The following is a 25,240-nucleotide window of genomic DNA, read 5'->3' on the forward strand; positions in this document are numbered from 1 at the left end:
CCGCCGTTCACCCGGCGGAGCCGGTCTTCGGACATGCGAGGGGCCCGGATGTGATCGGATAGGACGCGCCGGGAACCCCGGCAGACCGCGACCCTCGCGAAAGGAACCACCGTGGCAACCACGCGCACCGCGCACACCGTCTGGGAAGGCAACCTGCTCGACGGCAACGGAGTCGTCACCTTCGACTCCTCCGGCATCGGCCAGCAGCCGGTGTCGTGGCCCTCGCGCGCCGAGCAGGCGAACGGCAAGACCAGCCCCGAGGAGCTGATCGCCGCCGCCCACTCCAGCTGCTTCTCCATGGCCCTCTCGCACGGCCTGGCCGGCGCCGGCACCCCGCCCACCCGGCTGGAGACCAAGGCCGACGTCACCTTCCAGCCGGGTGAGGGCATCACCGGCATCCACCTCACCGTGCGCGGCGAGGTGCCCGGCCTGGACGCGGACGGCTTCGCCGCCGCCGCCGAGGACGCCAAGAAGAACTGCCCGGTCAGCCAGGCCCTGGCCGGTACGACGATCACCCTGACGGCCGAGCTGGCCTGAGTCCGGTCCGTGCCCGTGGGCCGCGCCCCCGCACCGGGGCGCGGCCCGCGGCGTTCCCGGGGCGCTCAGCCGCCCGGGCGCTCCCAGCCCCGCCGCTCCGGTCGCGGGCCGAGCTGCCGGGGGTCCCGGGTGCGGTAGACCACGTACGGCCGGAACAGGTACTGCACCGGCGCGCTGAACATGTGCACCAGCCGGCTGTACGGCACGAACGCGATCAGCACCATGCCCACCACCGCGTGCACCTGGTACAGCACCGGGACGCCCGTCATCAGCCCCGTCTCCGGCCGGAGGGTGAACAGGCCGCGTGCCCAGGGCGCGATGGTCCGCCGGTAGTCGTACCCGTTGCCACCGGTGTGCGTCAGCTTGGCGGCCATGCCCAACGCGATCGCGCCGATCAGCAGCAGGTACATCGCCTTGTCGTTGGCCGTGGTGGCCCGGAAGACGGGGGCGCGGGTGCGGCGGCGGTAGACGAGCAGGGCGATCCCGGCGACCGTCAGCGCCCCGGCCGCCGTCCCGCCGTACAGCGACAGCAGGTGGTAGGCGTGCTCGTCCACGCCGAACGCCTGCGTCCAGGACACCGGCACGAACAGCCCCACCAGGTGCCCCGCCAGCACGAACAGGATGCCGTAGTGGAAGACCGGGGAGGCGATGTTCAGCAGCCGTGACTCGTACACCTGCGAGGAGCGGGTGGTCCAGCCGTACTTGTCGTAGCGGTAGCGCCAGACGAGGCCGGCCACCAGCAGGGCGAGGGCGACGTAGGGCAGGGCGCCCCACAGCAGGACGGTCATCGGCGTGCTCCGGGGTGGGCGGCGGGCAGGGCGGCGCAGACCGCGTCCAGGACGCCCGCGTACGGGGTGGCGCAGGCGCCCAGCCGGGTGCGCAGCCGCTCCAGGCCGGTGCGGTGCTCCGTCAGCAGGCCGGTGTCACCGGTCCGCGCGGTGAACTCCAGCACGGCCGGCAGGAAGTCGGGCAGCTCCTCGCCGCTGAACTCCAGGCCGTGCCGGCGGTAGACGTCCTTGAAGCGCACCAGGGACATCCCGCGCCGCCGGGTGTCGCCGTCGTGCCACCAGCTCAGGTACAGGCTGTGCCGGTTCCTGAGGTCGAAGACCTCCACGTAGTGGGCGGCCAGGTCCGGCAGCGGGGTGACGGCCGCGTGGTCGGTGAACTGCCTTAGCTGCGGGGCGGCTTCGCGCAGCAGCGGCAGCCGGGCGATCAGGTCGTCGTCCGGGTAGGTCAGGCACAGGGCCGCCGCCTGGTAGAGCACCGCGTCCGAGGGCATCAGGCCTCCTCCGCCTCGTCCGAGGTCTGCCGTCTGCGCAGCCGGTGGAAGTTCTCCACCGACACCAGCGGGAGCCGTCTGCGGCCGGAGTCCCGGCCGAACGGCCCGTCGCCGCCCATGCCGGGACCGCCCGCGTGGTCGAGGCTGCACTCCGCGGGCACCGCCGACTCCTCCAGCCGGCGGGCGTCGCCGAGGGCGGCGGTCGGGATGACGTAGCGCTCCTCGTACTTGGCGAGGGCCAGCAGCCGGTACAGGGCCTCGACGTCGGCCGGGCCCATACCGGCCGACGAGGCGATCGCCGGGTCCGGCCTCTCGCCGAGGTTGAGCGCCCGCATGTGGGAACGCATCGCGGCGAGCTTCTCCAGCGCGGCCCGCACCGGCCCGGTCTCGCCCGCCGTGAACATCTCCGCCAGGTACTCCAGCGGGATGCGCAGGGTGTCGATGGCGCCGAACAGGTTGCCCGCGTCCTCCCCGTCGTGCCCGGTGGCGGACAGGGCGTCCACCACCGGCGACAGCGGCGGGATGTACCAGACCATCGGCATCGTCCGGTACTCGGGGTGCAGCGGCAGCGCCACCCGGTGCCGGCTGACCAGCGCGTGCACCGGCGAGCGGCGGGCGGCCTCGGTCCACTCGCGCGGGATGCCGGCGTCCTCGCAGGCGCGCAGCACGGCGGGGTCGTCCGGGTCGAGGAACACCCCCAACTGGGCCTCGTACAAGTCTTTTTCGTCGGATACGGAGGCGGCGGCGGTCACCTTGTCGGCGTCGTACAGCAGGACCCCGAGGTAGCGCAGCCGGCCCACGCAGGTCTCCGAGCACACCGTCGGCAGGCCGACCTCGATCCGCGGATAGCACAGGGTGCACTTCTCGGCCTTGCCGGTGGCGTGGTTGAAGTACACCTTCTTGTACGGGCATCCGGTCACGCACATCCGCCAGCCCCGGCAGTGGTCCTGGTCGACCAGGACGATGCCGTCCTCGGCCCGCTTGTACATCGCCCCGGACGGACAGGAGGCCACGCACGAGGGGTTCAGGCAGTGCTCGCAGATCCGGGGCAGATAGAACATGAACGTCTGCTCGTAGGCGAACCGCACCTGCTCGGAGGCCTGTTGGCGCAGGCGTTCGACCATCGGGTCCAGGTCGCCGTAGGCGGGGGCGCCGCCGAGGTTGTCGTCCCAGTTCGAGGACCACTCGATCTTCATCGGCTCCCCGGTGACGGACGACACCGGCCGGGCCACCGGGTAGTCGTCGCCGAGCGGGGCGTCGGTGAGGTTGCGGTACTCGTAGGTCCAGGGTTCGTAGTAGTCCTTGATCTCCGGCAGCCGGGGGTTGGAGAAGATCCCGGCGAGCTTCCGGAACCGGCCGCCGGCCTTGAGCGTGAGCGCGCCGCGCCGGTTCAGCTCCCAGCCGCCGCGCCACGTGTCCTGGTCCTCGTAGCGGCGCGGATAGCCCTGCCCGGGGCGGGTCTCCACGTTGTTGAACCAGACGTACTCCATGCCGCGCCGGTTGGTCCACGCCTGTTTGCAGGTGACCGAACAGGTGTGGCAGCCGATGCACTTGTCGAGGTTCATCACCATCGCGATCTGGGCCATCGGGCGCATCAGTACTCGACCTCCTGGCCGCGGCGGCGGATCACCGTCACCTCGTCGCGCTGGTTCCCCGTCGGACCCAGGTAGTTGAACGCCCAGGACAACTGGGCGTAGCCGCCGATCAGATGGGTCGGCTTGAGCAGCAGCCGGGTCAGGGAGTTGTGGATGCCGCCGCGCATCCCGGTGGTCTCCGTCCTCGGCACGCTCACCGTGCGCTCCTGCGCGTGGTGCAGGTAGACGGTGCCGGGCGGCATGCGGTGCGAGACGATCGCGCGGGCCACGACCACGCCGTTGCGGTTGACCGCCTCCACCCAGTCGTTGTCCGCGGCCCCGATCGCGTCGGCGTCCTGCGGGGACATCCAGACGGTCTGTCCGCCCCGGGAGAGGGCCAGCATGAACAGGTTGTCCTGGTACTCGGAGTGGATCGACCACTTGTTGTGCGGGGTGATGTAACGCACCGTCACCTCCCGCTCCCCATCCGGCCCGAGGCGCGGTTCGCCGAACAGCCGGTGCATGTCCAGCGGCGGCCGGTACACCGGCAGGGCCTCGCCGAGTTCGTGCATCCAGTCGTGGTCGAGGAAGAAGTGCTGGCGGCCGGTGAGGGTGTGCCAGGGTTTGCCGTGCTCGGTGTTGAGGGTGAAGGCGGTGTAGCGCCGGCCGCCGGACTCGCTGCCCGACCACTCCGGCGAGGTGATCACCGGCACGGGCGCCGCCTGGGTGTCGGCGTACGTGACCCGTTTGCCCTCGTGTTCGGCGGCGAGATGGGCCATCGGCCGCCCGGTGCGCCGCTGAAGTGTGCGGAAACCCTCGGTGGCCAGACGGCCGTTGGTGGTGCCGGACAGGGCGAGGATGGTGTTCGCCGCCTTCACGGCCGTGTCGAGCGACGGCCGCCCCTGGTAGCCGGTGCCGTTCGACTTCCGCAGCCCGGCCACCTCCACGTCCGGGCGCAGGGTGATTCCCTTGACGGCGAGGCCGCGTTGCTCCACCAGCGGGCCGAGGGCGGCGAACTTGGCGGCGATCGCGGTGTAGTCGCGTTCCACGACGGTCAGGTCCGGCAGGGTCCTGCCGGGTACGGGGGCGCACTCGCCGCGCTTCCAGTCCCGCACCACCCCGCCCGGCTGGGCGGTCTCGGCCGGGGTGTCGTGCTGGAGCGGGCTCGCCACCAGGTCCTTGCGGACGCCCAGGTGGTCCACGGCCAGTTCGCTGAGCTTCTCCGCGAGCGCCTTGAAGGTGTCGAAGTCGGTGCGGGCCTGCCAGGGCGGGTCCACGGCCGGGGTGAACGCGTGCACGAAGGGGTGCATGTCGGTGGAGGACAGGTCGTGCTTCTCGTACCAGGTCGCGGCCGGCAGCACCACGTCCGACAGCAGCGTGGAGGAGGTGTGCCGGAAGTCCAGCGACAGCAGCAGGTCGAGCTTGCCCTCCGGCGCCCGCTCCCGCCAGGTCACGTCCCTCGGCCGCTCGCCGGGCGCGGCCTCCCGCGCGCGCAGCGAGGAGTGGGTGCCCAGCAGGTGCCGGGTGAAGTACTCGGCTCCCTTGGCCGAGGAGCCCAGCAGATTGGCCCGCCACAGGGTCAGCACGCGCGGCCAGTTCTCCGGGGCGTCCGGGTCCTCGCAGGCGAACCCCAGCGTGCCGGCGCGCAGTGCGGCCACCGCCTCGGCCACCGGGTCGCCGCTCACCTCGCCCAGGTCGAGCGGGTTGCGGTCGAAGGTGGGGTACGACGGCATCCAGCCCGCGCGGGCGGACAGCGCCAGGCAGTCCGCGGCGGTCATCCCGGTGAACCGGCCCTCGCCGAGCGGGGAGGCGAGCACATCGGCGCCGAAGCGGTCGTAGCGCCACTGGTCGGTGTGCAGGTACCAGTACCCGGTGCCGATCGCCTGCCGGGGCGGGCGGGACCAGTCGGAGGCGGCGGCCAGCGTCGCCCAGCCGGTCACCGGGCGGCACTTCTCCTGGCCCACGTAGTGCGCCCAGCCGCCGCCGTTGCGGCCCTGGCAGCCGGTGAGCTTCAGCAGGGCCAGGAAGGCGCGGTAGATCGTCTCGGAGTGGAACCAGTGGTTGGTGCCCGCCCCCATGATGATCATGCAGCGGCCGCGGGAGCGCTCGGCGGTCCGGGCGAACTCCCGGGCGATCCGCACGCACTGGGCGGCCGGGACGGAGGTGTGCGTCTCCTGCCAGGCGGGGGTGGCCGGGGTGCGGTCGTCGTCGTAGGAGGCGGGCCAGTCGCCGGGCATTCCGGGGCGGGCCACCCCGTACTGGGCCAGCAGCAGGTCGTAGACGGTCGTCACCAGCGGGCCGTCCGCGCCGCCCAGCCGGGTGGCCGGCACGCTGCGCCGCAGCACCTCGCCCCGCCCCTGCCCGTGCGCTCCGCCCTCGGTGTCGAACCGGGGCAGCAGCACCTGGACCGGCACCGCGACCTCGCTGCCGTACAGGCTCAACCGGGGCCGGATGTCACCCAGTTCCAGGTTCCAGCGGCCCTCGCCCGACTCGGTCCAGCGAAAGCCCAGGGAGCCGTTCGGCACCACCGCGCGGCCGGTCGTCTCGTCCAGGACGGCCGTCTTCCACTCCGCGCCCTCCCCGCCTTCGCCGATGTCGGTGGCGCGCAGGAACTTCCCCGGCACCCACGCCCCGTCCCGCTCGGTGAGCGTCACGAGGAACGGCAGGTCGGTGAACTTCCGTACGTAGTCGGTGAAGAACGGCGTCTGCCGGTCGACGAAGAACTCCTTGAGGATCACATGGCCCATCGCCAGGGCCAGCGCGCCGTCCGTGCCCGGGTGCGGGTGCAGCCAGGCGTCGGCGAACTTGGTGGCGTCCGAGTAGTCCGGTGAGACCACCACCACCTTCTGTCCCCGGTAGCGCGCCTCCGCCATCCAGTGCGCGTCCGGGGTGCGGGTCACCGGCACGTTGGAGCCCCACAGGATCAGATAGGCGGCGTCCCACCAGTCGCCCGACTCCGGTACGTCCGTCTGGTCGCCGAAGACCTGCGGGGAGGCCACCGGGAGGTCGGCGTACCAGTCGTAGAACGACAGCATGGCCGCGCCGATCAGCGAGTGGTAGCGGGCGCCGGCCGCGTGCGACACCATCGACATCGCCGGGATCGGGGAGAACCCGGCGATCCGGTCCGGGCCGTAGGTCTTGATGGTGTGCACCTGCGCGGCGGCGACCAGTTCCACCGCCTCCTCCCAGCGCGCCCGCACCAGGCCGCCCTTGCCGCGCGCCCGCTGGTAACGGCGGCGCCGCTCGGGGTCGTTCTGGATGTCCGCCCAGGCCAGCACGGGGTCTCCCAGCCGCTGCTTCGCCTCCCGGTACATCTGGAGCAGCACGCCCCGGACATAGGGGTAGCGGACCCGGGTGGGCGAGTAGGTGTACCAGGAGAACGCGGCGCCGCGCGGGCAGCCGCGCGGCTCGTACTCGGGCCGGTCCGGGCCCACCGAGGGATAGTCCGTCTCCTGGGTCTCCCAGGTGATGATCCCGTCCTTGACGTACACCTTCCACCGGCAGGAGCCGGTGCAGTTCACGCCGTGGGTGGAGTGCACCACCTTGTCGTGGCTCCACCGGTCCCGGTAGAAGGCGTCCGCCTGCCGGCCGCCGGTCAGGGTGACGCTGTGCAGGTCGGGCGCGGGCGTGCCGGGCCGGAAGAAGCGGCCGGCGGACAGCAGGGCCGCGCCGGGCTCCCTGGGCGGTCTCCGCGGGTCGGTCACATGCGCTCCCTAGGTTCACCCCCGTACTCAGAACCTAGGGGCCGGCCCGGCAGGGCACCTGTCCGGGGACCCGTACGGGTCACGCCGGGCGGCGGGCCGGGTCACAGACTCTCGCGGTACTCCCGCAGCAGCTTCCGGGTGCGCTGGGCGGACGCGGCGCGGGCCGTCATGTGGTCCAGCACCTCCAGGTGCGCGGCCACCTCGCGGCGCGCGTCCAGATAGAGCGCGCCGGTCAGGTACTCGGTGAACACCATGTCCGGCAGCTCCGGTTCGGCGAACCGGAACAGCGTGAACGGCGCGTACGTCCCCGGGTGCGGGCCCGCGGCGAACTCGGCGATCTGGAGCGTGACCCGGTCCCGCTCGGCGTACTCCAGCAGCCGGTCCAGCTGGTCCCGCAGCACCTTGGGGTCGGTGCTCACCGGGCGCCTGAGCACCGTCTCGTCCATGATCACCCACAGGTGGGGCGGGTCCTTCCGGTCCAGCAGCCGCTGCCGTTCCATGCGCAGCGACACATGCCGGTCGACCGTCTCCGGGGAGGTGTGGCCGACGGTGCCCGCCTCCATCACCGCCCGTGCGTAGTCCTCGGTCTGGAGCAGGCCGGGGACGAAGTGCGGCTCGTAGGAGCGGATGATCCGGGCGGCGCCCTCCAGGCTGACGTACAGGCTGAACCAGTCCGGCAGCACGTCGTGGAACCGCTGCCACCAGCCCGGCTGGTTCGCCTCCTCGGCCAGCCGGACGAAGGCGCCGGCCTCCTCGTCCGGCACCCCGTAGGTGGTCAGCAGCACCTGCACGTAGGGGATCTTCAGCGCGACCTCGGCCGTCTCCATCCGCCGTACGGTCGCCGAGGCCACCCTGAGGACCCGGGCGGCCTCCTCGCGGCTGAGCCCTGCGGCCTCCCGCAGCTCCTGCAACCGCTTGCCGAGCACCACCTGGCCCACGGTGGGCGCAGCCCGCCGCTCACTCACAGCCACGCCCTCCCCTACGCGCCGATGAACGCGGGCAGCAGTCTGTCATGCGATCGCGCTGTCGCACATATGGCCTAGCCTGCGAGCACGGTGGGGCCGGTGGGCCGTGGCCGGAATCAGGCGGCCCTTTCCTCCTCCGCGCCCTCCTCTTCCTCCTCGGCGGCGGGCGTCAGCGGTACCTGGGGGCCGTTCAGCTCGTCCAGCCAGCGGCGCAGTATGCGGTGGATCCGCTCGGCGCCGACCGGTTCCGTCCCGTCGGCGGCCGGCGGGGTCAGGTCCACCGGGGAGAGCAGGAACGGGCGGGACTGGGCGCCGCCGAGACCGCCGTGCGAGCCGATCTGCTCCTCGAAGGCGAGCACCTCGCCGTCGGCGGGGTCGTAGGCGGAGTTGACCATGATGTCGGCGGTGTGCGGGAAGGAGTGGGTGCGGCGGATGGCGTCGGCGGCGCCGGGGCCGAAGCGGGCCAGCGGGCCCGGCTCCTCGTCCAGCCGGTCCAGCGGGATCTCGGCGCCGTGCGCGCCGAGCACCACGCCGCCGTGCCGCTCGCTGCGCACCAGCAGGAAGCCGATGCCGGGGTGGTTGGCGAGGGTGGTGAGCAGGGCCGGGTGGCGGGCGTCGATCTCCTCCTTGGTCATCCGGTGCGGGACGTCCGGGAAGGAGATCAGGCCGAGGTTGCCGGAGGCCAGCACGACGGGTTCGCGGCGGCGGGCCGGGCGGTGGTGCTCGCCCTTCTCCTCCACCGGGCGGCGCAGGGCGGCGCGCACGGCGGCGCGGGCCTCGGCACCGCTGTGCGTCTGCTCGGCCCGGCGCGGCACGGGCAGCCCGCAGCCGGCCCGGACCAGGTCGCCGAGGGTGAGGCCGTAGCGGGCGCGGAACGTCTCGCCGGGGCTCTGCCCGTGGTCGGACAGCACGACGATCCGGTACGGGCGCGGGGCGTGCTCGGCGACCCGCTCCAGCAGGGCCAGGCAGCGGTCGAGGCGCCGCAGGACCTGCTCGGCGTCGCGGCCGTGCGGGCCGGAGTGGTGGGCGACCTCGTCGTAGGCGACGAGGTCGGCGTAGACGGCGGTGCGGCCGGCGAGCATGTCGCCCATCACCGCGGCGACGACGACGTCCCGTTCGACGACCGTGGCGAAGGCACGGACCAGCGGATACAGGCCGCCCCGGCCGACCCGCGGGCGCTGCCGGCCCAGCCGGGCCCGGGTGGACTGGCCGATCTCGCGGGCCACCTCGGCGACGAAGGACAGGGCGGTGCGGACGGCGTTCGCGGGGTCGGAGAAGTAGGCGAAGTAGCCGGCCCGGGAGCGGTTGTCCCGGCCGCGGCGGCGGGTGGCGATGGACAGCACCAGCGCCTGTTCGCCGGCGCCGCCGCTGAAGAGGTTGCCGCGGCTGGCGCCGTCGACGGCGAGCAGTCCGTCGTCACGGGTGCGCAGGGCGGCGCGGCGCTGGAGCTCGGCCGCGCTGGTCGGCCGGTTGCACACCATCACCTCGCCGCGGTCCTTCTCGTACCAGCGGAAGGCCGGCACGTCGAAATTGCTGCCGTGCAGGATGCCGAGCTGGCTGGCACCGGTCTGACTGGACCAGTCGGTGCGCCAGGGGGTGAGGCGGTGGGTGGGTTCCTGGTGGGCGGGCTCCTGGTGGGTGGATCCGCCCGATGCCAGCCAGCGGGCGACCGTCGGCATCAGGCCCTCGCGGACCGCGTTCATGAGGACGTCGTGGCCGACGCCGTCGAGCTGGACGCAGACCAGGCCGGGCGCGGTGGGGCAGGGCGGGTGGGCCCGGCGGCCTCGGGTGGCGAGGCGGTGCAGCCGGCGGCGGTAGGCCTCGTCGTCGCGGACCGCGAGGGCCCCGCCGGTCGCGGAGGCGACGGCGGACATCACCGCCGCCACGATGACCGCGGTCTCGGGCGCGGCCTCGCCCCGGCCGGAGGGGTTGACGCGCAGGGCGAGCAGCAGCAGGGAGCCGTTGAGGAAGAAGACCAGCAGGCCGAGGACCAGCGCCGGCACGAGCAGCAGCAGCCGGACCAGCAGCGGCCAGACCACGGCCGACAGGATGCCGAAGGCTCCCGCCCCGCAGGCGGCGGCCAGGGCGATGGTGGTGACGTTGTCGCCGTCGGCTGACTGGAGCCGGAAGTCGGGCAGGAGCCCGGCGAGGACCAGCATGGTGGCCGTGGAGACCGCCCATACGGCGACGCTTCGCCCGACCTGACGGGCGATCCGCCGCCACCGCATGCCCCGCACGCCGTACACCTCACAACCCGGCCCTTCCCGCCCCGCGGGCCAGGAGGACCCTCCTTACGCTCCAAGCGGGCCGGTCGGGCCCGGTCCCACCTTGTCACACGGGACGCCGGCGGCCCGGACGGACCGGGGTCAGCGGCCGTCGTAGCCGGCCGTCGGCATGGACAGGCGGCGGTGCACCCGGGCCTTCATCTGCGCGTCGTACGACGGCTCGGCGCGCCCCACCGTCTCCACGCGCACGCCCCGGCGCGCGCACTCGGCGGTGAACTCCTCCACCGACGACAGGGCCCGGCGCAGCACCCGCAGACTGGGCGCGACGAACACGTCCACCCCGGGGCGCACGCCCTCCCACAGCTCGCAGTGATCGAAACGCAGACCGCCGACGAGGAGTTCCCGGGCGATGACGTAGCCGCGCTCGGCGGCCCAGCGGGCACACATGGCGTACTGGCTGCGGGAGTCCACCAGGAAGGGGTCGGCCTCCAGCTCCTCCAGGGGCGTCAGGCTCGCGATGGCGGTGACCCGCACCGGCGTCAGCGTGCCGAAAGCCCCTCGCGGCTGTCTCATGGCGTCCCCTCACCTCCCGTTTTCGCCGCCGACCCTACTCCTGCCCGTAGGCTTCGGGGAGTCGCGCGAAGGAGGCGGAAGAAGGTGCCGGTGGAGATCACCTGGTGGGGTCACGCCACCTGTGTGGTGGAGGATACGAACATCCGGGTGATGACCGATCCCCTGTTCGCCCGCCGGCTGGCGCACCTGCGCCGCCGCCGGGGTGCCGTGCCGCCCGCCGGGGCCCGCCGCGCCGATCTGGCGCTGGTCTCGCACCTGCACGCCGACCATCTGCACCTGCCCTCGCTGGCCTGCCTCGCCCCGGGCACGCGCCTGCTCGTGCCCCGGGGCGCACCACGGGCCGTGCCCGGACTGCGCCGGCTGCGGCAGCTGCGGATCACCGAGGTGGCGCCCGGCGACGAGGTGCGGGTGGGCGAGGTGCTGGTGCGGGTGGTGCCGGCGCTGCACGACGGGCGGCGGCTGCCGGTGGGCCCGCGCCGCTCCCCCGCGCTGGGGTACGTCGTGGAGGGCGAGGCACGGACCTACTTCGCCGGTGACACCGGGCTGTTCGACGAGATGGCCGAGCGGGTCGGGCCGGTGGACGCGGCGCTGCTGCCGGTGGGCGGCTGGGGGCCGTACCTCGGGGAGGGGCACCTGGACGCGGGGCGGGCGGCGCGGGCGCTGGCCCGGCTGGCGCCGCGGGTCGCGGTGCCGGTGCACTACGGGACGTACTGGCCGATCGGCATGGACGCGGTGCGCCCGCACGAGTTCCACGCGCCGGGCGACGAGTTCGTACGGCTGGCGGCGGTGGCCGCGCCCGGGGTGGCGGTGCACAAGCTGGCGCACGGCGAGAGTGTGCGGCTGGAGGTCGCGCGGTGACCTGGCTCGCCGCCGCGTCGGCCGCCTTGACCCCCGAGTCCACGCAGCAGGCGGCGGGCTATCCGTCGTTGTTCCTGCTGGTGCTGATCGGGGCGCTGGTGCCGGTGGTGCCGACGGGCGCGCTGGTGAGTTCGGCGGCGGTGGTCGCGTTCCACCAGCGGGCGCCGTATGCGTCGGCGCTGGTGTTCGTGACGGCGTCGCTGGCCGCGTTCCTGGGGGACGCGGCGCTGTACTGGCTGGGCCGGCGCGGGATGCGGTCCAGGAGCGGCTCGCGCTGGCTGGCGGCGATCCGCGCCCGGGCGCCGGAGGAGCGGCTGGCCCAGGCGCGGGAGAAGCTGGCCGGGCACGGGACCGCCGTGCTGGTGCTGTCCCGGCTCCTGCCGGCGGGGCGGATACCGGTGATGCTGGCGTGTCTGATGGCCGAGTGGCCGCCGCGCAGGTTCGCGCGGGGGAACCTGCCGGCGTGTCTGGCCTGGGCGGCCACATACCAGGTGATCGGGGTCGTGGGGGGTTCGTTGTTCGAGCAGCCGTGGGAGGGGGTCGTGGTGGCGGTGGTGCTGACGGTCCTGATCAGCGCGGTGCCCGGGGTGTGGCGGCGGGTCCGGGCCGCCGGGTGAGGCCGCCGGGACCGAGCGGGGCGGTCCTCAGTCCAGGACTCTCGACGCGCCGACCGGGAGGTCCCACAGGTCCTCGCGCTCCAGCCCCGCCTTCTCCCAGGCGGCCCTGACCCGGGTGAGCGGTTCGAGGACCGGTTCCGCCGAGAGGATGAACGTGCCCCAGTGCATGGGGGCCATGCGGCGGGCGCCGAGGTCCAGGGTGGCCTGGACCGCCTCCTCGGGGTCGCAGTGGACGTCGCTGAGCCACCAGCGGGGGTCGTAGGCGCCGATGGGCATCAGGGCCAGGTCGATGCCGGGGTAGCGGCGTCCGATGCGGGAGAACCAGTGGCCGTAGCCGGTGTCGCCGGCGAAGTACAGGCGCTGTCCGTCCGGGGCGGTGAGGACCCAGCCGCCCCACAGACTGCGACAGGTGTCGGTCAGGGTGCGCTTGGACCAGTGGTGGGCGGGGACGAAGTCGAAGCGGGTGCCGGACAGTTCGGCGCCCTCCCACCAGTCCAGCTCGGTGACGCGGGTGAACCGGCGGCGGCGGAACCAGCCGCCGAGGCCCGCGGGTGCGAACACGGGGGTGTCGCGCGGGAGCCGGCGCAGGGTGGGGGCGTCCAGGTGGTCGTAGTGGTTGTGGCTGATGACGACGGCGTCGACGGGGGGCAGGGCGTCCCAGGGCACGCCCACGGGGGTGACGCGGGCCGGGGTGCCGAGGATGCGGCGGGACCAGACCGGGTCGGTCAGGACGGTCAGCCCGCCGATCCGCACGACCCAGCTGGCGTGTCCCGCCCAGGTGACGGCGAGGGTGCGGGTGTCGACGCGGGGCAGCGGGCCCGGTTCGTACGGCAGCCGGGGGATGTCGGCGAGGCCGTCGGGGCCGGGGCGCACGGCGCCTTCGCGGGCGAAGCGGGCGAGGGCCTTCAGGCCGGGCAGCGGCGCGGTCAGCCGGTCGTGGAAGGTACGCGGCCAGACCCGGCGTTCGCCCAGCGGGCGGGGCTCGGCCAGCGGCGGGAAAGGGCCGGCGAGCGGTTCCGGCACCCCGGGTGCCGTGGTCGTCGTGGCCGGGCCGGGCTCATGCGTCTGCTGCGTCATCGAGGAGGCTCCCATCGCTGAGCGTCGTCGCGGAGATCGTCGAAGGCCGACATCGCCGACATCAAGGAGACCAACGCGTCTCGCACGTGGGGCAGTTCCAGCGGTGCGGGGGACGCGAGGCTCTCGGTGCGCTCCTCGTCCGTGCCGCCCAGCAGGGGTCCGGTGGCGAGCCGTACGCGCAGGGCCCCGAGGTCGTCGCCGAAGCGGTGGCCGCCGGGCGCGGGCATGCCGAGCCGGGCGGTGAGAAGGTCCTCCAGGTCCTGGGCGTCCCCGACCCCTCGGGCGGCCAGCGGCTCGCGCAGCGGCGCGAGGTCGGCGTACAGGTGGCGGCCGGCCTGCGGGGGCCGGGCGAGCGCGCCGGCGGCGACCACGGCGGAGTGCGCGGCGGCGGCCACGCGCGCGTGCAGCCGGACGGTGGCCTCCCGGCGCTCGGTGACGGGCGGTGGCTCGTCGAGGGCGTAGCAGGCCGCGGCGGCGACCGGTACGGCGAGCCGCGCGCCGAGGGCGGTGAGGACGTCGAGCACGCGCGCGTGCAGCCGCCGTCCGGCCGGGGTGGCCGGGAAGCGCGCGACGGCGGCGGGCCAGCCGGCGGGCAGCAGGGCGCCGGCCAGGTCGGTGACGACGGTGACCTCGTCGGGCCACATCTCGGCCGGGCTGAGCAGGACGGTCTCGTGCGGTGCGTGCAGGGTGTCGCGCCAGGTCTCGTCGCTGACCAGGTGGAGGCCCTCGGCGGTGGCGGCCTCGACGGTCTCGTGCAGCAGTTCGGGCGGGGCGACGGTGGCGGTGGGGTCGTCGGCGACGGACAGCACCAGCAGCCGTGGGTCGCCGCCCTCGGCGCGGACCCGGCGCACGGTCTCCAGCAGGGCGTAGGGGTCGGGGACGCCACCGCTCTCGGCGGGGGTCGGCACATGGAAGACGGACCGGCCGAGGAGCCGGGCGTACGGCGCCCACCAGGCCGCGCAGGGGCGGGGTACGAGGATGTCGGCGCCCTCTCCGGCCAGCGCGGCGGTGATGGCGAGCAGCAGCGCGGGGGCGCCGGGACCGGCGGCGATCCGGTCGGGGACGCAGGGCAGTCCGCGCCGGGTCCAGTAACCGCAGGCCGCCTCCAGCAGGGCGGGGGCACCGCCGACGGGCTGGGCGTCGGCACGGCCCGCCGCGGCGGCGAGCACGGCGGACAGCTCGGGCAGCACGGGCAGCCCGTCGTCGGGAAGCGGCGGACCGTAGCGAACGGGTCCGTGATCCTCCCGACGCCGAGCGGGGCCTTGGCCGTCCCGGCGGTGCGCGGGTCCTTGGCCGTCCCTGCGGTGGGCGGAGCCGTCACCCTCACCGCGGGCAACGGGGGCCGGGGCGTCCCCGCCATGAGCGGGGCCGGAGTTCTCCCCGCGCGGGGCGGGGTCCCGGTCGTCCCGGGGGTCCCGCTCCGGGTCCGTCCGCCGCATGTCCGCCTCCGCGAGTGGGTGGTGCCGTGTCTTGCTCCGAGCGTGCGTTCCGGGTCCGGTGCTCGCGGGGCGGATGGTGCCGGTGGGGCGCTGCCGGTTCCCTTGGGACGACGTGTACCCGGCGGGCGGCTCTCCATGGGCGGCGGCGAGTGTTGCCGGGGTCACATCCCGGCGGACGGGTCCACGGCGAGGCGCGTGCGGCCGTACAGCCGGTAGCCGGCGCCCGCGCAGGCGGCGGCGATCAGGGCGGCGCCGACGGCGAGGGCGGGGACCGAGTCCTCGAAGGTGCCGCCCGCCCCGGCGTCCACGCCGTGCTGGACACCGGCCGGGCGGCAGCCGTCGGCGTCGGGGGCCGTACGCGGGTCCTCGCATCCATGGCCGCCCTGTTCCCCGCCGGTCTGCCCCGCCCCCTCCTGACCCGGACCGTCCCACCCGGCACCGTCGCGCCCCGCACCGTCCCACCCGGCGCCGTCGCCTCCGCCCGGGTCCCGGGCCGCGCCGTCCGGCTGGGCCGGGTCCGGACCGCCCGGGTCCCGTCCCGCACCGTCGCGTCCTCCGCCGACCTGCCCGGCCGCGTCCCACCCCGGGCCGTCCGGTCCCCCGCCGGTCTCCCCGCCGCCCTCCCGCGTCGAGCCGTCCCACCCCGTACCGTCCGGCCCGACCGCCTCCTTTCCCGTACCCTCCACGGCTCCGGCATCGGGCCCGCCGCCCCCGTCCGGCCCGGCCGGCTCGCGTGCGTCGGCCCCGGTGGAAGGGTCCTCGCACCCCGGTCCGCCCGCGGCCCCGCCGCCGGGGACTATGGGCGCGGCACCCAAGGCGCCCGGCACGGGTACCGGTACCGGAACGGGAACCGGTGGGGCCCCGGTGAGCGGGGCGCAGGACGCCGGGAGCGGTACCGGGGCGGCGACGGACGCGGCGGGCCCCGTCAGGGCGAACGCGGGCCCGGTCACGGCGAGCGCGGCACCGGCGGCGCAGGCGGCGGACAGGGCGGCGCGGGCGGTGCGGCGCATGGGCGGGGCTCCTCGCGGGGTGCGGCGGGCGGTCGGACGTACGCCGGCGCACCGGCACCACGGCGACGCGTGCGGCACCCGGCTCCGAGGGGGGACGGGCGTACCGCGGCGACGCCGTGCGGCGCCCCGGCCACGGGGGCACGGTCGGTGTGCCCTCGCTGCCATGACAGCCCGCGCGGGGCCGTACCGCGCGCGGCCGGAGCCCATTCGCGCGACACGCGGGGCCGCGCGGGTGACGGCCCGCCGGTTCCCGGCGTCGCGAAGCCCGTACCCGCCCCGCCGCCCCGCCCCGGAGGTTTTCCGTCTGCCGCGCAGGTCACTCGGTACGGGCTGACCGGATCGTCCGCTTCGCTCTCCACCGGGAGGTCTGTCCATGAGCACCAAGGTCTCGGACCACATCCTCGAACGCCTGCGCGCTTGGGGCGTGGAGGAGGTCTTCGGCTATCCGGGCGACGGCATCAACGGACTGCTCGCCGCCTGGGGCCGAGCCGAGAACCGGCCGCGGTTCGTCCAGTCCCGGCACGAGGAGATGTCCGCCTTCGAGGCGGTCGGGTACGCGAAGTTCAGCGGGCGCCTCGGGGTGTGCGCGGCGACCTCCGGACCCGGCGCGATCCACCTTCTCAACGGCCTCTACGACGCGAAGCTGGACCACGTACCCGTGCTGGCCATCGTCGGCCAGACCAACCGGACCGCGATGGGCGGCTCCTACCAGCAGGAAGTCGACCTGCACACGCTGTACAAGGACGTCGCCTCGGAGTTCGTGGAGACCGTGACGGTGCCCGAGCAGCTGCCGAACGTGCTGGACCGGGCGATCCGCACCGCGTACGCCCGGCGCTGCCCGACCGCGCTGATCATCCCGGCCGATGTGCAGGAGCTGGACTACTCGCCGCCCACGCACGCGTTCAAGATGGTGCCGTCCAGCCTGGGGATGAGCGAGTTCACGGCGACACCGACCGACGACGCGCTGCGCCGGGCGGCGGACGTGCTGAACGCGGGCGAGAAGGTGGCCGTCCTGGTCGGCCAGGGCGCGGCCGGGGCGGTCGCGGAGGTGCGGGAGGTCGCCGAGCTGCTCGGCGCGGGGGTGGCGAAGGCGCTGCTCGGCAAGGACGTGCTCAGTGACGAACTGCCGTATGTGACGGGCCCGATCGGACTGCTCGGCAGCCGGCCGTCGTACGAGCTGATGCGGGACTGCGACACGCTGCTGACCATCGGCTCGTCGTTCCCGTACACGCAGTTCATGCCGGAGTTCGGCAAGGCGCGCGCGGTGCAGATCGACATCGACGCGCACATGATCGGCATGCGCTACCCGTACGAGGTGAACCTGGTCGGCGACGCGCAGGCGACCCTGCGCCGGCTGATCCCGCTGCTGAAGGCGGAGGGGCGGAGCCGCAAGTGGTACGACACGGTGTGCGCGAACGTCAAGCGCTGGCACACCACGATGGAGCGGCGGGCCGCGGTGGCGGCCGACCCGATCAACCCCGAGTACGTGGCCCGGGCGCTGGACCCGCTGCTGCCGGACAACGCGATCCTGACCTCCGACTCCGGTTCGGTCGCCAACTGGTACGCGCGGCACATCACGATGCGGCCGGGCATGCGCGGTTCGCTGTCCGGGACGCTGGCGACGATGGGCCCGGGGGTGCCGTACGCGATCGGGGCGAAGTTCGCCCACCCGGACCGGCCGGTGTTCGCGCTGGTCGGCGATGGCGCGATGCAGATGAACGGGCTGGCGGAGATGATCACGGCGGCCAAGTACCGGGACCTGTGGTCGGATCCACGGCTGGTGGTGGCCGTGTGGAACAACCAGGACCTGAACCAGGTGACCTGGGAGATGCGGGCCATGGAGGGCGCCCCCTCGTTCCTGCCGTCGCAGTCGCTCCCGGACGTGCAGTACGCGGCGTTCGCCCGTTCGCTCGGGCTGACCGGCATCCGGGTGGAGAAGCCGGAGGACGTGGAGGCCGCCTGGCGGGCCGGGCTGGAGGCGGACGGGCCGGCGGTGCTCGAGTTCCTCACCGACCCCGCCGTACCGCCGATCCCGCCGCACGCCGACTGGGCGCAGATGGAGGCGACGGCCGCCTCGATCCTGAAGGGCGACGCCGACCGGGGTTCGATGATCAAGCAGGGCCTGAAGGCGAAGGTGCAGGAGTTCCTGCCCGGCCGGGCCAAGCGGTGACCGTACGGGACGTGTCCCGTTTCCGGACTCGGCAGCCCGTGTCGGACGCGGGGCACCGGGTACGCGGTGCGGACCCCGACCCTTGGAGGGAGATATGCAGCGAGGCAGTGACCGGCTGAACGTCCACCGGGACGACGAGATGAAGCACGAGCTGAAGGGGCTGCTGCGGTCCGGCCATCCCACGCGCGTGGAGGAGTGGCACGACCCGGAGCCGGCCGCGGACGACGACCCGGAGGTCTGGAGCGGCCCGGTGGGCGGCCTCGGATCCCCGGCGTCGCTGGAGCGGACCCGGCTGGAGCTGGCCCGGCACCTGAGCCGGCACGCCTTCCCCGCGCAGCCGGGCGAGCTGGCCCGGGCGCTGCGCCGGAGCAACGCGCCCGGCACGCTGATCGACGCCGTCGCCGGTCTGCCGCAGCAGGACCGGTACGAGAACCTGCAACAGCTGGCCGAGGCGCTGGTGGGGGGCGCATGAGCCAGGGGGTACCCTGGCCGGCTCCCCGCACCGCGGGCCAGGCGGCCGAGATCGCGCGGGGCGCGACCGTCGACGTCGGCGAGGTCACGACGCGGTTCCTGCTGTACGGGCTGCTGCCCGGCTGGTTCGTGCCGGGGCTCGCCGACTGGGCGATGCACCGGCGCACCCGGATCGAGGACACGTCGGGGACGAAGGAGTCCCTGATCCACTCCCTGATGATGGCGGAGGTGGGCCTGCCCATCGCGCTCACCCTGCGCTACGAGGTCAACCCCCTGCTGCTGACCGTGCAGCTGGGCGCGGCGGCGGTGCACGAGGCCACCGCGCTGTGGGACGTACGGACGGCGGAGGACAGCGACCGCGAGGTCAAGCCGCTGGAACAGCACATCCACAGCTTTCTGGAGTCGCTGCCGTTCGGCGGGCTGGTCGCCCTGATGTGCCTGCACTCCGACCAGGTGCGGTCGTTGCTGCGGGGAGGGCGCGGCGATGCGGACGCCTGGCGGCTGCTGCCGCGCCGGCGTCCGCTGTCGCCGGGCTACCTGGCGGGCATCGGGGTCGCGATCGGCGCGTGCGTGCTGCTGCCGTACGGCGAGGAGCTGCTGCGCTGCCGGCGGGCGGCCGGGAAAAGGAAGCGGCGCGCCCGGGCCCACCGGGCGGCGCTGCGGAAACTGAAAGGAGCCTGAGACAACATGCGTATCGCGTTTCTGGTGGCACCCGAGGGCGTCGAGCAGGTCGAGCTGACCGAGCCGTGGAAGGCCGCCTCGGACGCCGGGCACGAGCCGGTGCTGGTGTCGACGCAGCCGGGGAAGATCCAGGCGTTCAACCATCTGGACAAGGCGGACACCTTCCCCGTGGACGAGGTGGTGGAGCAGTCGTCGGCCGGGTCCTTCGGCGGTCTGGTGCTGCCGGGCGGGGTCGCCAACCCGGACTTCCTGCGGATGGACGAGAAGGCCGTCGCGTTCGTGAAGGACTTCTTCGACCAGGGCCGGCCGGTCGCCGCGATCTGCCACGCGCCGTGGACGCTGGTGGAGGCCGATGTGGTGCGCGGCCGGGTGCTGACGTCCTGGCCGAGCCTCCGGACCGACATCCGCAACGCCGGCGGCACCTGGGTGGACGAGCAGGTCAAGATCTGCGACCACGGCTCCAACCAGCTGGTGACCAGCCGCAAGCCGGACGATCTGAAGGCGTTCTGCGACGCGTTCCTGCACGTGTTCGCCGGGGAGCCCGGCTGACCGCCGCCCGCCCGTACGTCACGGGGCCGGCCCGCTTCCGGGCCGGCCCCGTCGTATGCCGTGGGGTTCCGGGCATGCCGTGGGGTTCGTGGCGTGTGCCCCGGGGTTCCGGGTGTTCAGGTGCCGGACGTGTCCGGGGTCGCCGCGTCGCCGCAGCTCCGCTCCCGGGCGCCCTCGCGGGTGCGGCCCGCGCTGACCAGGCGGCGGGGGTTGCGCCGCAGGTACTCGCCCTCCAGCTGCGCCATCCGCTCGTTATGGGCCCGCAGTGCGTCGTTCGAGCCGTACAGCAGGGTGTCGTGGCGCGTGCGGTGGATCGTCTCCAGCTCCTTCATGAGCTGCTGGTCGTCCAGCCGGCTGGGGTCGACTCCGGTCATGGTGGTGCCCCGCTCGTCGTATTCGTCCATGGGGTACGGGTACCCGCCCGGCATGCACTGCCCCCGAGCGATTTCCGGGAGGAATCCATGGAGCTCGCGTTCCTGAATCCACTGTACGAACATCCGGGGTCCTGGGCCTCCGCATACGTCGACCTGTCGCAGCACGAGGAGGACATGCACTCCCAGCGCAGGCTCACGGCCGAGGCGGTGGCCCGGCAGCTGCGGGAGCAGGGCGCCGACGAGGCCACCTGCCGGGCGGTGCACGACGCGATGGCGGCCCTGGAGCGCAGCACCGAGCCGTACGGGCGGGCCGTCTTCGCCCGGGACGGCGAGGTGGTGCTCCAGGTCCCGCTGACCCAGGCCCCGCCGCAGGGTCTGGTGCACTGGGGCACGCTGCCGCACGTCACCCCGCTGCTGGACCTGGCCGGTGAGGACCCGGTGGCGCTGGTGGCGTACATCGACCGCACCGGGGCCGACTTCGAGCTGCGCAGTGCGGTGGTGCGGGAGGAGGCCGGGCAGGTGACGGGCAGCCGGCAGTGGCCGACGCACCGGGCGAAGGCGTCCGACTGGTCGGAGCGGCACTTCCAGCTGAAGGTGGGGAACACCTGGGAGCACAACGCGCGGGAGATCGCCGAGGCGCTGGCGGCCTGCCAGGCCGAGACCGGCGCGGATCTGCTGATCCTGTGCGGGGAGCCACGGGAGTGCCGGTCGGTGCACGAGCAGTTGCCGGCACATCTGCGGGACCGGGCCGTCGAGACCGCGCACGGCGTGGGCAGCCGGCTGCTGCCGCGGGAGGTGGCGGAGATCCGGGCCCGGCACGTGCGGGAGCGGATCCTGGCCGAGGTGGACCGGTACCGGTCCGCCCGGACGCCCGACGCGGAGCGGCGGGCGGCGGCCGTCGAGGGCGTGCCGGGACTGATCGAGGCGGCCCGCGAGCACCGGCTGGCCGAGCTGCTGATCCTCCCGGACGGGCCGGACACCCGGCGCGAGGTGTGGATCGGCGAGGACCCGGCGCAGCTGGCGGAGCGCCGTACGGAGCTGAGGGACCTCGGCGAGCGGGAGGCCTGGCCGGCCCGCGCCGACGACGCGCTGGTGCGGGCGGCCGTGGTGACGGACGCGCCGGTCTTCTCGCTGGCGCCGGTGCTGGCGGACACCGGCGAGGAGGTCCCGGCGGGCGGCATGGGCGCGCTGCTGCGCTGGCGGTAGCGGCCCGGGCCCCGGGACGGGCCCGGGGCGCCGGGGCCCGCTCGACGCGGCGCTGCCGGACCCGCTCGACGGCGCTACCGGGCCCGCTCGACGCGGCGTTCGTCCCAGACCGGCTGCGGGGTCTCGCGGACCCGGCCGTCGCCGCCGAAGACCAGGAAGCGGTCGAAGGAGCGGGCGAACCAGCGGTCGTGGGTGACCGCGAGGACCGTGCCCTCGAACGCCTCCAGCCCCTCCTGGAGGGCCTCGGCGGACTCCAGGTCGAGGTTGTCGGTGGGCTCGTCCAGCAACAGGGCGGTGGCGCCGGCCAGTTCCAGCAGCAGGATCTGGAAGCGGGCCTGCTGTCCGCCGGAGAGGCGGTCGAAGGTCTGCTCGGCCTGCCGGGTGAGTTCGTAGCGGCGCAGCCGGGACATGGCCGCGCCCCGGTCCTGGGCGTGTTCCTTCCAGAGGATGTCCAGCAGGGTACGGCCCTGGAATTCGGGCTGCGCGTGGGTCTGCGCGAAGTGGCCGGGGACGACCCGGGCGCCCAGCTTCCACTCGCCCGTGTGCGCGACGTCCTCGCCGGCCAGCAGCCGCAGGAAGTGGGACTTCCCGGAGCCGTTGGAGCCGAGGACGGCGACCCGTTCGCCGTAGAAGACCTCCAGGTCGAACGGCTTCATCAGGCCGGTCAGTTCGAGCCCTGCGCAGGTGACGGCCCGTACGCCGGTACGGCCGCCCTTCAGGCGCATGGTGATCTCCTGCTCGCGGGGCGGCTCCGGCGGCGGGCCGGCCTCCTCGAACTTGCGCAGCCGGGTCTGGGCGGCGGCGTACCGGGAGGCCATCTCGTGGCTGACGGCGGCGGCCTGACGCAGGTTCAGCACCAGCTTCTTCAGCTGGGCGTGCTTCTCGTCCCAGCGGCGGCGCAACTCCTCGAAGCGGGCGAAGCGTTCGCGGCGGGCCTCGTGGTAGGTGGCGAAGCCGCCGCCGTGCACCCAGGCGTCGGCGCCGGCCGGGCCGGGCTCCACGGAGACGATCTTCTCGGCGGCGCGGGCGAGGAGTTCGCGGTCGTGGGAGACGAACAGGACGGTCTTGCGGGTCTCCTTCAGCTGCTGCTCCAGCCAGCGCTTGCCGGGTACGTCGAGGTAGTTGTCCGGCTCGTCCAGCAGCAGTACCTCGTCGGTGCCGCGCAGCAGCGCCTCCAGCACCAGCCGCTTCTGCTCGCCGCCGGAGAGGGTGCGCACCTCGCGCCACTGGGCGCGCTCGTAGGGGACGCCGAGGGCCGCGGTGGTGCACATGTCCCACAGGGTCTCGGCCTCGTAGCCGCGTGCCTCGGCCCAGTCGGCGAGGGCCTGGGCGTAGCCGAGTTGGGCGGCCTCGTCGTCGACGGTCATCAGGGCGTGCTCGGCGGCGTCGACGGCCTTCGCGGCCTCCCGGATCCGGGGCGGCGCGACGGAGACCAGCAGGTCCCGTACGGTCGTCTCGTCGCGTACGGAGCCGATGAACTGGCGCATCACGCCGAGGCCGCCGGTGACGGTGACGGTGCCGCCGTGCGGTTTCAGCTCGCCGGAGATCAGCCGCAGCAGCGTGGTCTTGCCGGCGCCGTTCGGCCCGACCAGGGCGACGACGGCGCCCTCGCCGACCCGGAAGGAGACATCGCCCAGCAGCGCCCTTCCGTCGGGGAGGTAGTACTCCAGGTGCGCGGCTTCCAGATGTCCCATGGGCAGGCATTCTGCGCGGCCCTCGGGGGCGGGGGCAAATGGGTATCGGCCGGGCCAGGGGTGTCCCGGCCGCCGCTCCGCCCTCCCCGGGGCCTGTCCGGCCGGGCCGCCCTCGCCGGCCGGTGTCACCACGGCGCCCTCCCAGGACAGGGCCTTCCACCCGTCGGACGGGGTGCCCTCCAGGACGATCACGCCGGTGTTCTCCAGGGGGCGGGCCGCGGCGAAGGCCACGTCGACGTTGGCGGCGCGGGCGGCGGTCCAGACCCGGATCGCGGCGCCGTGGCCGATCATGGCGACGGTCCGGGCCCCGCTCGCGGCGGCCTCGGCGACCACGGCGTCGTACCGGCCCAGTGCCTCGGCGCCGCTCTCGCCGCCGGGCATCCGCAGCGCGGTGTCCCCGGACGCCCACGCGCATGCGGTGCGCAGGTACCGCAGGCCCTCCGGGGTGTGCCCGGGCAGCAGTTCCGGATCGCCGGCGGACAGCTCGCGGATGCCGTCCCGGACGAGCACCTCATGGCCGCGGGCGGCGGCCGGCGGGGCGGCCGTCTGCCGGGCGCGGACCAGCGTGGCCCCGGGCCGGGCACGGCGGTGTCCAGCAGGCCGTCCGCATGGGACGGGGTCTGGCCGTGCCGGACGAGCGGCAGCCGCATCCGGGTTCACCTCCCGCGCCTACACAGGAAACGGGCCCTTCAGGGTAACCGCATCCCATGAGCCCTGACCTGGACCTGACCGCCCCCGCCTCGGCCGCCGCCCGCGCCCGGCTGCGTAAGCTGATCGACCTCGACGGCCGGCTGTTCGAGGCCGCCGCCGCCTGGCACTGGCCCGGCGCCGAGCGGGTGCTGCCCCGGCTGAGCCGGGCCGCGAACCACGGCGTGCTGTGGTTCGCGTCGGCCGCCGCCCTGGCCGCGAGCCGCACGCCCCGCTCCCGCGCGGCGGCGGCCCGGGGCCTGGCCTCGCTCGGCCTGGCCTCGCTGACGATCAACACCGTCGGCAAGCGCTCGGTGCGCCGGGCCCGGCCGCAGCTGGACCCGGTGCCGCTGGTGCGGCGGCTGTCGCGGCAGCCGATCACCACGTCCTTCCCGTCCGGGCACGCGGCCTCGGCGGCGGCGTTCGCGACCGGCGTGGCGCTGGAGTCGCCGGCGTGGGGCGCGGCGGTGGCGCCGGTGGCGTTCTCGGTGGCGATGTCCCGGGTCTACACCGGGGTGCACTTCCCGAGCGACGTGCTGGCCGGGGCGGCGCTCGGGGCGGGCGCCGCGTTCCTGGTACGGCGGCTGGTGCCGCCGCGCGACCGGGTGCGGCTGCCCGCCCGGTCCCGGGTGGAGGTGCCCGCGCTGCCCGAGGGCGAGGGGCTGGTGCTGGTCGCCAACCGGGCCTCGGGAACGGCGGACCGGGTCGGGGCGCTGCACGACGCGCTGCCGGCGGCGGAGGTCGTCGAGTGCGCGCCGGAGGAGGTCGGGGACGAGCTGGAGAAGGCGGCGGCGCGGGCCCGGGTGCTCGGGGTGTGCGGCGGCGACGGCACGGTGAACGCGGCGGCCCGGGTGGCGCTGCGGCACGGGCTGCCGCTCGCGGTGCTGCCGGGCGGCACCCTCAACCACTTCGCCGCCGACCTGGGCGTGGCGGACGAGCGTCTGCTGGCCCGCGCGGTCCGGCACGGCGAGGCGGTCCGGGTGGACGCGGGCCGGTTCGCCTCCGGGGACCGGGAGGGCCTGTTCCTGAACACGCTGAGCCTCGGGGTGTACCCGGAGCTGGTGCGGGTCAGGGACCGCTGGTCGCGCCGGATCGGCGGCTGGCCGGCCGGGGTGCTGGGCGCGCTGCGCGTGCTGCGGGCCGGCGAGCATCCGCTGGAGGTGGAGGTGGGCGGTGAGCCGCGGCCCCTGTGGGTGCTGTTCGTCGGCAACGGGATCTACCACCGCGTGGGGCTCACGCCGGGCCGCCGGACCGATCTGGCGGACGGGCTGCTGGACGTGCGGGTGGTGCACGGGGGCCGCAGGCCCGCGCTGCGGCTGCTCGCGGCGGCCGTGGCGGGACCGCTGACCCGGTCGCCGGCGCACTCGGCGGTGCAGGTGAACCGGCTGCGGCTGACCGGTGTCGCCCCGGGCACCCCGCTCGCCTACGACGGCGAGGTCACGTCGGTGTCGGGCGAGGTGACGCTGGAGAAGCTGCCGGAGGCGCTGACGGTCTACCGCCCGCTGGACACGTTTTCCTGACGGATCATCAGTCCGTATGGCGATACGTGG

General features: G+C 74.5%; 21 protein-coding genes and 1 pseudogene. 9 read left to right on the forward strand and 13 right to left on the reverse strand.

Going from position 1 to position 25,240, the window contains the following annotated elements; translation table 11 throughout:
• The first annotated feature begins 111 nt into the window (after positions 1–111).
• Positions 112–537, forward strand: a complete 426-nt coding sequence (locus IH25_RS0109055) for an OsmC family protein (protein WP_030605793.1) — start codon at positions 112–114, stop codon at positions 535–537.
• Between the two features lie 65 nt (positions 538–602).
• Here IH25_RS0109055 and narI read toward each other — a convergent pair whose 3' ends face one another.
• From narI to IH25_RS0109090, 7 genes are all read right to left on the reverse strand, one after another.
• Complete coding sequence (gene narI / locus IH25_RS0109060) at positions 603–1,325, reverse strand: respiratory nitrate reductase subunit gamma (RefSeq protein ID WP_030605799.1); 723 nt, start codon at positions 1,323–1,325, stop codon at positions 603–605.
• On the reverse strand, positions 1,322–1,816 hold the full coding sequence (gene narJ, locus IH25_RS0109065; RefSeq protein WP_030605801.1) for a nitrate reductase molybdenum cofactor assembly chaperone: 495 nt from the start codon (positions 1,814–1,816) through the stop codon (positions 1,322–1,324). The genes narI and narJ overlap by 4 nt, the downstream gene beginning before the upstream one ends.
• Positions 1,816–3,411, reverse strand: a complete 1,596-nt coding sequence (gene narH, locus IH25_RS0109070) for a nitrate reductase subunit beta (protein WP_030605802.1) — start codon at positions 3,409–3,411, stop codon at positions 1,816–1,818. The genes narJ and narH overlap by 1 nt, the downstream gene beginning before the upstream one ends.
• Positions 3,411–7,094 carry a nitrate reductase subunit alpha gene (locus IH25_RS0109075; protein ID WP_030605804.1) on the reverse strand — a complete coding sequence of 1,228 codons (3,684 nt, stop codon included), beginning with the start codon at positions 7,092–7,094 and terminating at the stop codon, positions 3,411–3,413. Before IH25_RS0109075 ends, narH begins: the two co-directional genes overlap by 1 nt.
• Positions 7,095–7,195: 101 nt before the next feature.
• Positions 7,196–8,059, reverse strand: coding sequence for a helix-turn-helix domain-containing protein (locus tag IH25_RS0109080; protein WP_030605806.1), 864 nt, complete (start codon positions 8,057–8,059; stop codon positions 7,196–7,198).
• A gap of 116 nt (positions 8,060–8,175) precedes the next feature.
• Complete coding sequence (locus IH25_RS0109085; protein ID WP_107058354.1) at positions 8,176–10,287, reverse strand: phage holin family protein; 2,112 nt, start codon at positions 10,285–10,287, stop codon at positions 8,176–8,178.
• Between the two features lie 138 nt (positions 10,288–10,425).
• Positions 10,426–10,857, reverse strand: coding sequence for a hypothetical protein (locus tag IH25_RS0109090; RefSeq protein WP_387877821.1), 432 nt, complete (start codon positions 10,855–10,857; stop codon positions 10,426–10,428).
• Between the two features lie 84 nt (positions 10,858–10,941).
• On the opposite strand from IH25_RS0109090, the gene IH25_RS0109095 reads away from it, so the two are divergent.
• A complete protein-coding gene (locus IH25_RS0109095) occupies positions 10,942–11,715 on the forward strand; it encodes an MBL fold metallo-hydrolase (RefSeq protein ID WP_030605813.1) in 774 nt (257 codons plus the stop codon).
• On the forward strand, positions 11,712–12,332 hold the full coding sequence (locus IH25_RS0109100) for a DedA family protein (RefSeq protein WP_030605815.1): 621 nt from the start codon (positions 11,712–11,714) through the stop codon (positions 12,330–12,332). The genes IH25_RS0109095 and IH25_RS0109100 overlap by 4 nt, the downstream gene beginning before the upstream one ends.
• A gap of 27 nt (positions 12,333–12,359) precedes the next feature.
• Here the strand turns inward: IH25_RS0109100 and IH25_RS0109105 are convergent, their stop codons facing one another.
• From IH25_RS0109105 to IH25_RS0109115, 3 genes are all read right to left on the reverse strand, one after another.
• Positions 12,360–13,409: an MBL fold metallo-hydrolase gene (locus IH25_RS0109105; protein WP_030605817.1), complete on the reverse strand. Its 1,050-nt coding sequence runs from the start codon at positions 13,407–13,409 to the stop codon at positions 12,360–12,362.
• Positions 13,406–14,848 carry an aminotransferase class I/II-fold pyridoxal phosphate-dependent enzyme gene (locus tag IH25_RS0109110; protein WP_245172736.1) on the reverse strand — a complete coding sequence of 481 codons (1,443 nt, stop codon included), beginning with the start codon at positions 14,846–14,848 and terminating at the stop codon, positions 13,406–13,408. Before IH25_RS0109110 ends, IH25_RS0109105 begins: the two co-directional genes overlap by 4 nt.
• Positions 14,849–15,009: 161 nt before the next feature.
• The gene (locus IH25_RS0109115; RefSeq protein WP_051753836.1) at positions 15,010–15,858 is read right to left on the reverse strand and encodes a hypothetical protein; all 849 of its coding nucleotides are present in this window, start codon (positions 15,856–15,858) and stop codon (positions 15,010–15,012) included.
• 373 nt (positions 15,859–16,231) lie between these two features.
• Here IH25_RS0109115 and IH25_RS0109120 point away from each other — a divergent pair, with 373 nt between their 5' ends.
• The 4 genes from IH25_RS0109120 (at position 16,232) to IH25_RS0109135 (ending at position 19,729) form a co-directional block, all read left to right on the forward strand.
• Positions 16,232–18,028, forward strand: coding sequence for a thiamine pyrophosphate-requiring protein (locus IH25_RS0109120; protein ID WP_030605820.1), 1,797 nt, complete (start codon positions 16,232–16,234; stop codon positions 18,026–18,028).
• A gap of 94 nt (positions 18,029–18,122) precedes the next feature.
• The gene (locus IH25_RS0109125) at positions 18,123–18,500 is read left to right on the forward strand and encodes a DUF2795 domain-containing protein (protein WP_030605821.1); all 378 of its coding nucleotides are present in this window, start codon (positions 18,123–18,125) and stop codon (positions 18,498–18,500) included.
• On the forward strand, positions 18,497–19,180 hold the full coding sequence (locus IH25_RS0109130) for a hypothetical protein (protein WP_051753837.1): 684 nt from the start codon (positions 18,497–18,499) through the stop codon (positions 19,178–19,180). Before IH25_RS0109125 ends, IH25_RS0109130 begins: the two co-directional genes overlap by 4 nt.
• A gap of 6 nt (positions 19,181–19,186) precedes the next feature.
• Positions 19,187–19,729 carry a type 1 glutamine amidotransferase domain-containing protein gene (locus IH25_RS0109135; protein WP_030605823.1) on the forward strand — a complete coding sequence of 181 codons (543 nt, stop codon included), beginning with the start codon at positions 19,187–19,189 and terminating at the stop codon, positions 19,727–19,729.
• A 116-nt stretch (positions 19,730–19,845) separates the two neighbouring features.
• On the opposite strand, the gene IH25_RS0109140 is transcribed toward IH25_RS0109135, so the two are convergent.
• Positions 19,846–20,133 carry a DUF6158 family protein gene (locus IH25_RS0109140; RefSeq protein ID WP_030605825.1) on the reverse strand — a complete coding sequence of 96 codons (288 nt, stop codon included), beginning with the start codon at positions 20,131–20,133 and terminating at the stop codon, positions 19,846–19,848.
• Between the two features lie 57 nt (positions 20,134–20,190).
• On the opposite strand from IH25_RS0109140, the gene IH25_RS0109145 reads away from it, so the two are divergent.
• Positions 20,191–21,309 (forward strand): baeRF2 domain-containing protein, encoded by a 1,119-nt coding sequence (locus tag IH25_RS0109145; RefSeq protein WP_030605827.1) that lies wholly within the window; start codon positions 20,191–20,193, stop codon positions 21,307–21,309.
• 74 nt (positions 21,310–21,383) lie between these two features.
• Here the strand turns inward: IH25_RS0109145 and IH25_RS0109150 are convergent, their stop codons facing one another.
• Complete coding sequence (locus IH25_RS0109150; protein ID WP_030605829.1) at positions 21,384–23,003, reverse strand: ABC-F family ATP-binding cassette domain-containing protein; 1,620 nt, start codon at positions 23,001–23,003, stop codon at positions 21,384–21,386.
• A gap of 201 nt (positions 23,004–23,204) precedes the next feature.
• A pseudogene (locus tag IH25_RS42190) lies at positions 23,205–23,663 on the reverse strand (histidine phosphatase family protein); the annotation flags it as partial.
• 47 nt (positions 23,664–23,710) lie between these two features.
• On the opposite strand from IH25_RS42190, the gene IH25_RS0109155 reads away from it, so the two are divergent.
• On the forward strand, positions 23,711–25,210 hold the full coding sequence (locus IH25_RS0109155) for a bifunctional phosphatase PAP2/diacylglycerol kinase family protein (protein ID WP_030605831.1): 1,500 nt from the start codon (positions 23,711–23,713) through the stop codon (positions 25,208–25,210).
• Positions 25,211–25,240: the final 30 nt, after the last annotated feature.

The sequence above is a fragment of the Streptomyces achromogenes subsp. achromogenes genome, assembly GCF_000720835.1.
GTDB classification, from domain to species: domain Bacteria; phylum Actinomycetota; class Actinomycetes; order Streptomycetales; family Streptomycetaceae; genus Streptomyces; species Streptomyces achromogenes.